The sequence below is a fragment of the Bacillus sp. BP-3 genome (genome assembly GCF_028401955.1).
GTDB lineage: Bacteria > Bacillota > Bacilli > Bacillales > Bacillaceae_G > Bacillus_A.
The window spans coordinates 23,629-35,983 of record NZ_JAQOTJ010000001.1; the positions used below are offsets into that span (position 1 = coordinate 23,629).

Consider the following 12,355-nt stretch of genomic DNA (forward strand, 5'->3'; position numbering starts at 1 on the left):
TTCCGTTTTATGTGTTATAATGGAAGAAAAAGGAGGTCTTATTTATGTTATTTGCTAGTATCCTTTTCGGAGGTATTGCACTTTTTTACTTTCTCATTATGATTCCAATTCAATACTCTTATATATCTGGATTCAAAGAAAGAATGAAACGAACAGGCCTCACGCAAAATGAGTTATATGAAAAGATGTCATTTGAAGAAGAACAAGCGCATTTCAATTTGCAAGGAAGTTTGTTTAATTTGCCGTCTGCGCTTGTTGCGAGTTATATATATAAATTGCGTCATCGTTACTCATAAAAAAGTGTTCATCCTTTCAGCGAATATTACTGAAAGGATGAGCGCTTTTTTATTGAATGGCAATGCCAAATTCGCGCAAAGCAAGTGCTTGAAAAGTTTGTATATCAATTGTTTGTTTAGATTTCTGCTTCCCTTTTGTTACGGTATACATTTTGTCTGTTAGCGTAATGTGACCATCGTCTGTTCGTTTTGCAAGAAGTGGAGATTTATTGAATGGTGATTGTTCATGATGGGTAATGATTTGTTGTGCGTTCCGTAAAGCTGCTTCATTAATTGGCGATGTGAAGAAGTCGTAGCCGATTTCTAAAGTGCCATTTTGATATTTTTCAAATGCATATTCTCCGAAAGTTGTTTTTTTCTTTTGAATGCGGTATTCACCTGTTGAAGAAGGTATTAGTTCCCTTGTAAACGGAAGAGGTTGCAAAGCATGATGGGAACCGAAACCAACATCGATTAGGTATGGCTGATTATTATGCTGAAGAATCGTTGCAAAGTGTGTTCCAATTAGCCGAGTTTCTCCATCATTAAATACCGTACCGCATATCATATGGACTTGAAATCCTAGTTCTTTTAAAGCGTAGTAAAATAACGGATTCAGTTCATAACAAACACCGCCGCGCCGGTTGTCTATAATCTTTCTTTTTAAATCTTCAAAGGTCAGATCAATGTTTTCTTTTTGGATAATGCTCATATTTTCAAAAGGGATATGCTTCGCAAATTGAGATTGCAACACACGAATATCTTCAAATGTTACATCTTGTTTTTCATATTGAATCCGGTTGAAAAAATCGTTTAGAAAAGTGTTCATTTCCTCTCACCCCAATTATTTTTGTAACTGCTCTGCTTCCTCAATCGCAAGCGGTAAGAAATGTTTATATTGGCGAAAGCCGTTATAAATACTAGCTCCGCCAACGATTGCAAATAAAACGCCAACGATAATACGAGCTGTTGAAATTTCTAGAAAAAATTGATTTACGCCAAATAAGAAAACGAATAATCCGAGGGCAATGGCTGATTTTCCTGCAAGCCATCCTTTCTCCATGGAACGATTTGTACGAAAATATTTTGTTTTGTAAAAGAGATACAACATAAATGTAACGATAATACAAAAGACTAATACTGGCATGACCCCAATCCCCCATCTATTTGTATGTTATCCTGCTATTCGCGGGCAGTAAGACCCCTACCTCAAGATTGAGAGAGAAACATTGTCCAGCTCTAGCGGCTAGAATCTCCGGTCGTTTCGCTCCCTCGGACGAGGCCAAAAGCGCCTCTCTGTCAGGGGCTCCAACGTCCTGCGATTCTGAGCGAGCCGCTTCCGCTTTTCTAAAGAAGATAGGTGGGGGGAACTGCCCGTAAAAGCCCGATTAGTTCAACTAACCATCAGTGGGGGATGAAAAAACCACTGATGGAAGTTTCACTTTATTTCTTCATTGTAATTGAATTCTCCACCTGTATGAAGTGTTTTGAGCTATAATAGGAATAAATTGGCCGAAAAGGAGATTTTACATATGCATGAGAAAATTTTAGAAGCGATTAAGCAATTTGATACAATTATTATCCATCGCCACGTTCGTCCAGATCCAGATGCATTAGGTTCACAGTGCGGACTTGGTACGATGCTGCAAGAGTCGTTCCCAGAGAAAAAGATTTATATGGTAGGATACAATGAACCATCTTTAGCGTACTTACGCGTAATGGATGAAATTGATGATGCAACGTATGAAGAGGCCCTTGTCATTGTGTGTGATACAGCAAATCAAGAGCGTGTTTGCGATCAGCGTTATACAAAAGGAAAGCAGTTAATTAAAATTGATCATCATCCAAATGAAGATCCTTACGGCGATATTGTTTGGGTAGATACAACATCTAGTTCTACAAGTGAACTTATTTATGAATTTTATTTATACGGTAAGGATAAAGGATTAACGTTATCAACAGAAGCGGCACGTCTTATTTTAGCGGGGATAGTTGGTGATACAGGACGGTTCTTATTCCCGAGTACATCTGCTAAAACACTTCGTTATGCATCTGAGCTTGTAGAAAAGGGCGTTGAATTCCCAGCATTATATGATGAAATGTATAAAACAAATGAGCGTATCGCACGTTTAAATGGTTATATTTTACAAAACTTCACAATGACAGAAGAAGGCGCAGCATACGTTAAGCTAACAAAAGAAGTACTAGAACAATTTGGTGTGCTTCCGTCTCAAGCTTCAGGAGTTGTTGGGGCACTTGGGAATATTGAAGGATTAAAAGCGTGGGTACTATTTTTAGAGGAAGAAGATGTAATTCGTGTTCGTCTTCGTTCAAAAGGTCCGGTTATTAATACATTAGCTATGCGATATAACGGCGGAGGGCATCCGATGGCGTCCGGAGCAAAAGCTTTTTCTTGGGAAGAAACAGACCGCATTTTTGCAGACTTACGTGAATTGTGTAAATAACAAGAAAGGTAGAGGGAGCTCTACCTTTCTTGTTTTATTTTGACGCTAATTTCTAGTGTGGTATCAAATGAAACAGTTTCAATTTCAAATCGATAGACACGGTCGTAGTATTTATATACTTTATTTTCAATAACCTTCTTTAGTAGTTCTTTATTGTTTGCGATGCTTTGAATGTTTTGGGTAAGCAAGTGGCGGAGGTCATCACGAATAGAAGTTTGTAATGTTTCCACTGTTAGCGTGTCTAAATTGTATTTTTCGTGATTTGCAATCTCAATTTCAATTTCTTGAATGGTTAACAGTTTTTTGTTTTTTTCATTTTCTTTCTTTTGATCTTCCGTGAGTACACGTAAATCTTCCGTTAGTTTTTCTATTTGTGCTTCTTGTGTTTCAAGTGTTTTAGTTTGCTCTTCTTGAAACACGCCATATATGTACAAAAAAATAATCCAACTTAAAATACCACCAACCGCCGCACCGCCTAAAAATAATTTCCAGCGATTAGAGAGTGAACTTGGAACTTTCATACGTGATCCTGTGTAATCCATTTAATAATTGTGAATCCAGTTTGCATACCGCCCGTGGCAAAGAAAATAAGGAGAACTTGTTTCACAATATCTTTTGTATCTCCTCCAAAAAAGCTGCGTTCAAAGCTATAAAATGTATCGAAAGTTCCGCCAATGGCAGCGACGAGAGCCCAAATTCGTAAATTCTCTGCAAATTGTGTAATCATTGTGAGCGGTGGTTTTCCGACTAAAAAAGCACCAATTCCGCCAATTAATGACCCGCCAATCATAACACCAAGAGCAATAAAATAACTTGTAATGAGAAGAGAGAAAAAGCTTTGGTTCACTTCCATCATCATTCTCCTTTCTTTTTCATCCCGCATTAACGGGCAGTAATACTCCCACCTCAAAATTCGGTAAAGCAAAGAAGTTAGGTGGGAGATAAACTGCCCGTAAAAGCCCGATTGGTTCAACTAATAATCAGTGGGGGATGAAGAAAATCCCCACTGATTAAAGTTTCACTGTATGTATATGGACAAAGAAGGGGAAGTATGTTTTGATTTCACGTATAATAGGAAGTAGTCAAATAGATAAAGAGAGGGTATAAAAGTGAAGTTTGTGCATTTACAATGTCAAACCGTTTATAGTTTATTGAAAAGTGCTTGTAAAATAGATGAGCTTGTTCATCAAGCGAAAGAACTTGGATTTCCGGCATTAGCAATTACAGATGAAAATGTGATGTATGGTGTTATACCGTTTTATAAAGCTTGTAAAAAAGCGGGGATTCAGCCGATTATCGGTTTAACAGCTTCCATATGGAATGAAGAGGAGGATCAGTCTTATCCGCTTGTTTTATTGGCTGAAAACGAAACTGGGTATCGGAATTTACTTAAAATTTCTAGCAGCATTATGACAAAGTCAAAAGAGGGTATTCCAAAGAAATGGCTTACGCGTTATGCAGGGGGATTAATTGCGATTTCTCCAGGAAAAGATGGGGAAATTGAAAAGCTTTTATTGCAAGGAAAACATGAGGCTGCTGAGGAAGTAGCAAATATGTATAAGAATATATTTGCCAGCTTTTATATAAGTGTGCAGCACCATGCCATTCAAGAGGAATTGTTGCTTCAAGAAGAGCTTCTATCATTTGCGAAGCAGCTTGAAATTCCACTTGTGGCGACAAATGATATTCGTTATGTAAAACAAAGTGATGCAATTGTGCAGGAGTGTTTATTATCGGTTCATAGCGGGACGAAAATGACCGATTCAGAAAGGCCGCGTTTGCAGACCGATCAATACTACATGAAATCAGCTTCTGAAATGGAGGCATTATTTACCTCTATGCCAGAAGCAATTCAAAACACATTACGTATTGCTGAGCGTTGTCACGTAGAAATTCCGTTTCATACAAATCAATTGCCGAAGTTCCCGGTGCCGACAAATGAATCATCAGATCATTTTTTACGTCGCCTTTGTGAAGAAGGTTTAAAGAAGCGATATGTGGCGGTGACAGAAGTGCATACTTTGCGTTTAAATCATGAACTGCATACTATTTCTCGCATGGGATTTAGTGATTATTTTCTTATTGTATGGGACTTTATGACATACGCTCATAAACATCGTATTTTAACAGGGCCAGGCCGTGGTTCGGCAGCTGGTTCACTTGTATCTTATGTGTTGGAAATTACGGATATCGACCCGATTCAATACAATTTACTATTTGAACGCTTCTTAAATCCAGAGCGCGTTACACTTCCTGATATCGATATTGATTTTCCAGATATTCGCCGCGATGAAATGATTCGTTATGTGAAAAATAAGTACGGAGAACTGCGCGTGGCTCAAATTGTAACATTTGGAACACTTGCAGCAAAAGCGGCAATTCGTGATATTGCAAGAGTAATGGGACTGCCGCCAAATGAAATTGATATTTTTTCAAAACATATTCCGTCTAAGGTTGGGATTACATTAGAAGAAGCTTACGTAGAATCGCCATCATTACAAAGTTATCTACAAAGTAACCTAATCTTTCAAAGGGTATTTGATATTGCAAGGCGGGTGGAAGGTTTGCCGCGTCATACGTCTATTCATGCCGCTGGAGTGATTATGAGTGAAGAGTCGCTTACAAATAGTGTTGCTATTCAAGGCGGCCATGATGATGTATACGTCACGCAATATCCAGCAGAAGTATTAGAAGAACTTGGTCTGTTAAAAATGGACTTTCTTGGTTTGCGTAATTTAACATTGCTTGAAAATATTCGCATGTTTATTGCGAAGACAACGGGGACAAGTTTAGATATACGGAAATTGCCTCTTCAAGATGCAAATACATTTGCACTCCTTGGACGAGGGGATACGACAGGGATTTTTCAGCTCGAATCAAGTGGAATGCGAAATGTTTTGCGTTCGCTAAAACCGAATGAATTTGAAGATATCGTTGCGGTTAACGCCTTATATCGCCCAGGACCGATGGAGCAAATTCCCGTTTTTATTGATTCTAAACATGGGAAACGCGCCATTCAATACTTACATCCTGATTTGAAACCAATTTTAGAAAATACGTATGGCGTTATCGTTTATCAAGAACAAATCATGCAAATTGCCTCCCGTTTAGCAGGATTTTCTCTTGGCGAGGCTGATTTATTACGCCGCGCCGTAAGTAAGAAAAATCGTGATATTTTAGATGAAGAGCGCATGCACTTCGTGAAAGGGTGCTTGCAAAATGGGTATGATGAAGAAACTGCACAGCAAATTTATGATTTAATTGTTCGATTTGCCAATTATGGATTCAACCGAAGTCATGCAGTTGCTTATAGTATGATTGGATATCAGCTTGCTTATTTAAAAGCAAATTATCCACTTCAGTTTATGACAGCATTATTATCAAGTGCAATTGGAAATGAAGAGAAGATTGTACAATATGTTCGGGAAACGAAGCGGAAAGGATTCCGTGTTTTACCGCCGTCTCTTCATAAGAGCAGTTATGAGTTTCAAGTAGAAGGAAATGCAATCCGATATAGTTTACTTGCAATTCGCAATGTAGGGATGGCGACAGTAAACGCTGTAATTGAAGAAAGAAATAAAAAGCCATTTCAAGATTTATTTGAGTTTTGTTTGCGCATGCCGACGAAATTTGTGACAGAACGCAATTTAGAAACGATGATTTGGGCCGGTTGTTTTGATGATTTTAACGTTTCACGTTCTGTCTTATTTAACAGTATTAAAGGTGCGTTAGAATATGCGAGCTTAGCACGGGAAATTGGTGAGGAGCTTGTGCCGAAGTCGGAGTATGCACAGGAGGCAGAACTATCTTTTATAGAGCAGTTAAATAAAGAAAAAGAAGCGCTAGGCTTTTATTTAACAAGTTACCCAACCGCACAGTACGCAAAACTTGTTAAGGAATTGGAAATCCCTACACTTGCAGGAGCGATGAAGCAGCAAAAAAAAGTACAACGGGCCATTGTATATTTGACAAATATAAAAGTAATTCGGACGAAAAAATTACAAAAGATGGCGTTTATCACGTTTTGTGATCAAAATCATGAAATGGAAGGGGTTGTATTTCCAGAAACGTATATCCACTTTGCGGAGCGATTACAAGAAGGAGAAATTGTTTTAATAGAGGGGACAATTGAACAGCGAAACAATAAGCTCCAATGGATTGTAAATGGCTTGTATCCGTTAGAGAAGATGGACACTTACGAGGAAATGAAAGACGCTTCTATTTACGTGAAAATACCATCACAGTATGAAAAAAGGCTGTTAAACAATGTCAAGAAAATATTGTTTAACTATTCAGGTTTTGCGAAAGTACTAATTTATTATGAAAAAGAGCATAAGATGGTACAATTATCTCGCAGCTTATCCATTCATCCAAGTGAAGGGTGTTTACAAGCGCTTTATGAGATAGTCGGAAAGGAAAATGTCGTTGTAAAAATATAATGGACAATTTCCTACCATTTCGATTATAGTAGTAATAGCATTCGTGGTCAGACCACCTTGGAGAATGAATAATGTTATGCAGCAAGAAAATATGAGGAGAGTGGATCGTTTGTCAACACTTCGTGAAGAAGCACTTCACATGCATAGAGTGCATCAAGGAAAACTAGAAACAGTATCAAAGGTAAAGGTAGAAAATGCAAAAGATTTAAGTCTTGCGTATTCTCCAGGGGTTGCAGAACCATGTAAGGTTATTTATGACGATAAGAGCAAGGTATATGAATATACAATGAAGGGCAATATGGTAGCAGTTGTAACAGATGGAACGGCTGTATTAGGTCTTGGAAATATTGGACCGGAAGCATCACTTCCTGTTATGGAAGGTAAAGCTGTATTATTCAAGAGCTTTGCTGGTGTAGATGCATTTCCAATTGCTTTAAATACAAATGATGTAGATAAAATTGTTGAAACTGTAAAATTAATGGAGCCAACTTTTGGTGGCGTAAACTTAGAAGATATTGCAGCACCAAACTGCTTTATTATTGAAGAGCGTTTGAAAAAAGAAACAAATATTCCTGTATTCCACGATGACCAGCATGGAACAGCAATTGTAACAGTAGCGGGTCTTGTGAATGCATTGAAGCTAGTTGGAAAGAAAATGTCTGATATTAAAGTTGTTGCAAATGGTGCTGGGGCAGCGGGTATTGCAATTATTAAACTTTTATATCGCTACGGTGTACGCGACATTATTATGTGCGATACGAAAGGTGCGATTTTTGAAGGGCGCCCTGTCGGTATGAACCCTGTGAAAAATGAAGTTGCAAAATACACGAATAAAAATCGTGTAGAAGGTTCATTAGCAGAAGTGATTCAAGGTGCAGACGTGTTCATCGGTGTATCTGCAGAAGGAGCATTAACGGAAGAAATGGTTCGTTCTATGAACAATGATGCAATTATCTTTGCGATGGCGAATCCAAATCCAGAAATTATGCCACACATGGCAAAAGCAGCTGGAGCGGCAGTTGTAGGTACGGGACGCTCAGATTTCCCAAACCAAGTAAACAACGTGTTAGCTTTCCCTGGTATTTTCCGCGGTGCTCTTGATGTACATGCAACGCAAATTAACGAAGAAATGAAAGTGGCAGCAGTACAAGCTATTGCTGAACTTGTATCAGAAGAAGAGTTAACTGCTGAATATATTATTCCGGCTCCATTCGATGCACGCGTAGCACCGCAAGTAGCAGCGTATGTTGCAAAGGCTGCGATGGAAACAGGTGTTGCTCGCCGTCAAGTTGATCCGCAGGAAATAGCTGAAAGAACGAGAAATCTAGCGATTATCGGCAAAGAATAAGCGAGGAATGTTCATTGGCATCATCACAAACAAAAGTATATCTAGAAATAGTGAAAAAAATCCGTTTGATCATACAAGAGGACGGACTGAAGGCGGGCGACCGCCTTCCATCTGAACGTGAGTTAAGTGCACGTTTAAATGTCGGACGCTCATCTGTTCGTGAAGCGCTCAGATCGTTAGAACTAGTAGGTTTAATTGAAACGCGGCGCGGTGAAGGGACGTTCATTCGAAACTTTTATGAAAACGGTCTGGTGCAATTAATTGCACCGTTCGTATTACAAGATGAAAAGACACGGCGGGATTTGTTACAAATGAAAGAATTGCTTGAGAAAGATGCGATTCGTGTCTTATGTCAAACACAGGAAGAAAACAGCTTAAAGGCACTTCATAACATCTTTTCTGAGGAACAATCATCTATCGCAGTATTTCATCAAACTTTTTTTAAAATGCTTGTAGAACAAGTCGATAATTATTTAATGTATCGTGTTTGGATGATTGTACGTGACTATGTTTCGACGATTTCTTGTGATGTTCATTTAAACGCGCGAGAGTTACATGAAAAGCTATATATAGCATTACAGAATAAACAAGAACAAATAGCATTAGAGTTGTACGATGCAATAATGAGAAATATACAGTTTCATTTGTAAATTTATCTTGCTTACACATGTATGAATAAGCAAGGGTTTACTTTATACAAAATTTGTCGAAATAACCATGACACGTTCTGACACAAATTCTGCAAGATAACGTTTAAAGTTAAACGTAAAGAGACGGGTTATAAGGCAAATTAAGAAAATAAGGCTAACACCAATTGATTTAGGTGTTAGCCACATTTTCTTACTCGTTAACCTTAGCTCTTTTATCACCTAAAGGAGGGTCAAACTTTGCTACGAGATTTATTCCTAAAGAAGAAAAAGTATGCTGCAATTCCTTCAGAGCAGGTACGAAAAGATGTACCGGACGGTGTCATGACAAAATGTCCGAAATGTAAAAAAATCATGTATACGAAAGAACTTCTGAAAAATTTAAAAGTATGTGTAAACTGTGGCTATCATCACCCAATGAATGCATGGGAGCGCCTTGAAAGTTTGTTAGATGAAAATTCATTTCGTGAATATGACAAAGAAATGATTTCGGCAAACCCGCTTCAATTCCCTGGCTATGAGGAGAAACTCGAGAGTGATCGTAAAAAAACCGGATTAAATGAAGCGGTTGTGACAGGAGAAGGAACAATCGAAAATATGCTGGTTGTTGTTGCGGTTATGGATTCAAGGTTTCGAATGGGAAGCATGGGCTCTGTTGTAGGTGAAAAAATTGCGCGTGCTGTTGAAAAAGCATATGAAATGAAAGCGCCGTTTCTTATTTTTACTGCATCAGGCGGAGCTCGTATGCAAGAGGGTATTTTAAGCTTAATGCAAATGGCGAAGACAAGTATAGCTTTGAAAAAACATAGCAATGCAGGTGGTTTATTCATTTCAATTATGACGCATCCAACGACGGGGGGAGTTTCCGCGAGCTTCGCTTCACTTGGTGATTACAATTTAGCAGAACCTGGTGCATTAATTGGGTTTGCTGGTCGTCGTGTAATTGAACAGACGGTTCGTGAGAAATTGCCGGAGGATTTCCAAACGGCAGAGTTTTTATTAGAGCACGGACAATTAGATGCAGTTGTGCATCGCGATGATATGAGAGACACGCTCCGTAAGATTTTAGAAGTTCATCAAGGGGAGGAAGTGGCGTCATGGCAGAATTAGAATTTGAAAAACCAGTTGTTGAGCTAAGAAATAAAATTAGCGAGTTAAAAGAATATACGAAAAACAGCCAGATGGACTTCGGTGAGGAGATTCGTATCTTGGAAGGTAAATTAGAGCATTTAGAAGAAGAAATATACGGTAACCTGAAAGTGTGGGACCGTGTTCAAATTGCTCGTCATGCTGAAAGACCTACAACACTGGATTACATTGAGCACTTATTTACTGATTTTTTTGAATGTCACGGAGATCGATTATTTGGTGATGATGAGGCAATTGTTGGTGGGATTGCGAAATATAACGGGATGCCTGTTACAGTAATTGGTCATCAACGCGGGAAAGATACGAAAGAAAATATTCGCCGTAATTTCGGAATGCCTCATCCAGAAGGATATCGTAAAGCGTTGCGTCTTATGAAGCAAGCTGAAAAATTTAATCGTCCAATCGTCTGTTTTGTTGATACAAAAGGTGCATATCCAGGAAAAGCAGCTGAAGAGCGTGGACAAAGTGAAGCAATTGCCCGCAATTTATTTGAAATGGCTGGACTGACGGTACCTGTTATTTGTATTGTAATTGGTGAAGGTGGAAGTGGCGGTGCATTAGGCCTTGGTGTAGGTAATTATGTACACATGCTAGAAAACTCCACATATTCGGTTATTTCTCCTGAAGGAGCAGCGACAATTCTTTGGAAAGATGCTACGAAATCAAAAGAAGCGGCAGAAACGATGAAAATTACAGCAGCTAATTTGAAAGAATTAGGTGTCATTGATGAAATTATTCCAGAAGCTCGCGGCGGTGCGCATCGCGACGTAGTGAAGCAAGCGGAATATATGAATCGAACATTGCAGAAAACATTCCAACAATTAGAAGGCGTTTCGAAAGAGCAGCTAGTTGAAAATCGCTACGAAAAATTTATGAAAATTGGACAAGTTTCGTTTTCAAACGCTTCCATTGGGGTAAAATAGAAAAAGCGTGCGTTCCATCTCGCGAATGCACGTTTTTCTTATGAAAAAAGACACATCTTCTCCATTGTCAATTTATATTTTTTCATGTTATTTTATTATAGGGCAAATAATCTTTATGAGGTGAGTACTAATGAAACGTATTGGTGTTTTAACAAGTGGTGGAGATTCACCTGGAATGAACGCTGCCATTCGTGCGGTTGTTCGTAAAGCGATATATCACGATTTAGAGGTATATGGGATCTATCATGGATACGCAGGATTAATTTCTGGTCATATTGAGAAATTAGAATTAGGTTCTGTAGGCGATATTATCCATCGCGGTGGAACAAAATTATATACAGCAAGATGTCCTGAGTTTAAAGAACTAGAAGGACAATTAAAAGGGATCGAACAATTAAAGAAATTTGGTATTGAAGGACTTGTTGTAATTGGTGGGGATGGTTCTTACCAAGGTGCGAAAAAATTAACAGAACATGGTTTCCCATGTGTTGGTGTACCTGGCACAATCGATAATGATATTCCTGGTACAGATTTCACAATTGGTTTTGATACAGCTTTAAATACTGTTATCGATGCAATTGATAAGATTCGTGACACAGCTACATCTCATGAACGTACATATGTAATCGAAGTAATGGGTCGCCATGCAGGTGACATCGCATTATGGGCTGGTTTAGCAGATGGTGCAGAAACAATTTTAATTCCAGAAGAAGACTATGATATGGATGATGTAATCGCTCGCTTAAAACGCGGTAGTGAACGCGGAAAGAAACATAGTATTATCGTTGTAGCTGAAGGCGTTGGCAGCGCGATTGAAATCGGTAAACAAATCGAAGAAGCGACTAGTTTTGATACACGCGTTACAGTATTAGGTCACGTACAACGCGGAGGGTCGCCAAGTGCGATGGATCGTGTATTAGCAAGTCGTCTTGGTGCAAGAGCAGTTGAGCTTTTATTAGAAGGACAAGGTGGCCGCTGCGTAGGTATTCAAAATAACCAACTTGTTGATCATGATATTATTGAAGCATTAGCGAAAAAACATGAAATTGATGCAGCGATGTATCAGTTATCAAAAGAATTATCCATCTAATTGGTGTAATATAAAGTTA

Annotated in this window: 12 protein-coding genes; 8 read left to right on the forward strand and 4 right to left on the reverse strand. The window is 38.6% G+C overall.

Translation table 11 applies throughout. The features are described from left to right. Positions 1-44 precede the first annotated feature (44 nt). Positions 45-296: a DUF3949 domain-containing protein gene (locus PLX19_RS00155; protein ID WP_272186507.1), complete on the forward strand. Its 252-nt coding sequence runs from the start codon at positions 45-47 to the stop codon at positions 294-296. Between the two features lie 49 nt (positions 297-345). On the opposite strand, the gene PLX19_RS00160 is transcribed toward PLX19_RS00155, so the two are convergent. Together PLX19_RS00160 and PLX19_RS00165 are read right to left on the reverse strand one after the other, a co-directional pair. Continuing rightward, on the reverse strand, positions 346-1,104 hold the full coding sequence (locus PLX19_RS00160; protein ID WP_272186508.1) for an arylamine N-acetyltransferase family protein: 759 nt from the start codon (positions 1,102-1,104) through the stop codon (positions 346-348). Between the two features lie 15 nt (positions 1,105-1,119). After that, entirely contained in the window at positions 1,120-1,422 is a 303-nt protein-coding gene (locus tag PLX19_RS00165; RefSeq protein WP_272186509.1) for a YtpI family protein, read from the reverse strand. A 385-nt stretch (positions 1,423-1,807) separates the two neighbouring features. Here PLX19_RS00165 and PLX19_RS00170 point away from each other — a divergent pair, with 385 nt between their 5' ends. Beyond that, positions 1,808-2,740, forward strand: a complete 933-nt coding sequence (locus PLX19_RS00170) for a DHH family phosphoesterase (protein ID WP_272186510.1) — start codon at positions 1,808-1,810, stop codon at positions 2,738-2,740. Positions 2,741-2,760: 20 nt separating this feature from the next. Here PLX19_RS00170 and ytrI read toward each other — a convergent pair whose 3' ends face one another. After that, positions 2,761-3,261, reverse strand: coding sequence for a sporulation membrane protein YtrI (gene ytrI, locus PLX19_RS00175; protein WP_272186511.1), 501 nt, complete (start codon positions 3,259-3,261; stop codon positions 2,761-2,763). Beyond that, a complete protein-coding gene (locus tag PLX19_RS00180) occupies positions 3,258-3,599 on the reverse strand; it encodes a YtrH family sporulation protein (protein ID WP_272186986.1) in 342 nt (113 codons plus the stop codon). The genes ytrI and PLX19_RS00180 overlap by 4 nt, the downstream gene beginning before the upstream one ends. A 250-nt stretch (positions 3,600-3,849) precedes the next feature. On the opposite strand from PLX19_RS00180, the gene dnaE reads away from it, so the two are divergent. From dnaE to pfkA, 6 genes are all read left to right on the forward strand, one after another. After that, on the forward strand, positions 3,850-7,179 hold the full coding sequence (gene dnaE, locus PLX19_RS00185; RefSeq protein ID WP_272186512.1) for a DNA polymerase III subunit alpha: 3,330 nt from the start codon (positions 3,850-3,852) through the stop codon (positions 7,177-7,179). Positions 7,180-7,270: 91 nt separating this feature from the next. Further along, positions 7,271-8,527, forward strand: a complete 1,257-nt coding sequence (locus PLX19_RS00190; RefSeq protein ID WP_272186987.1) for an NAD(P)-dependent malic enzyme — start codon at positions 7,271-7,273, stop codon at positions 8,525-8,527. A gap of 14 nt (positions 8,528-8,541) precedes the next feature. Then, positions 8,542-9,177 carry a FadR/GntR family transcriptional regulator gene (locus PLX19_RS00195; protein WP_272186513.1) on the forward strand — a complete coding sequence of 212 codons (636 nt, stop codon included), beginning with the start codon at positions 8,542-8,544 and terminating at the stop codon, positions 9,175-9,177. Between the two features lie 237 nt (positions 9,178-9,414). Then, complete coding sequence (gene accD, locus PLX19_RS00200) at positions 9,415-10,284, forward strand: acetyl-CoA carboxylase, carboxyltransferase subunit beta (RefSeq protein WP_272186514.1); 870 nt, start codon at positions 9,415-9,417, stop codon at positions 10,282-10,284. Then, positions 10,272-11,246: an acetyl-CoA carboxylase carboxyl transferase subunit alpha gene (gene accA, locus PLX19_RS00205; RefSeq protein ID WP_272186515.1), complete on the forward strand. Its 975-nt coding sequence runs from the start codon at positions 10,272-10,274 to the stop codon at positions 11,244-11,246. Before accD ends, accA begins: the two co-directional genes overlap by 13 nt. A gap of 130 nt (positions 11,247-11,376) precedes the next feature. Next, positions 11,377-12,336, forward strand: coding sequence for a 6-phosphofructokinase (pfkA, locus tag PLX19_RS00210; protein WP_272186516.1), 960 nt, complete (start codon positions 11,377-11,379; stop codon positions 12,334-12,336). Positions 12,337-12,355: the final 19 nt, after the last annotated feature.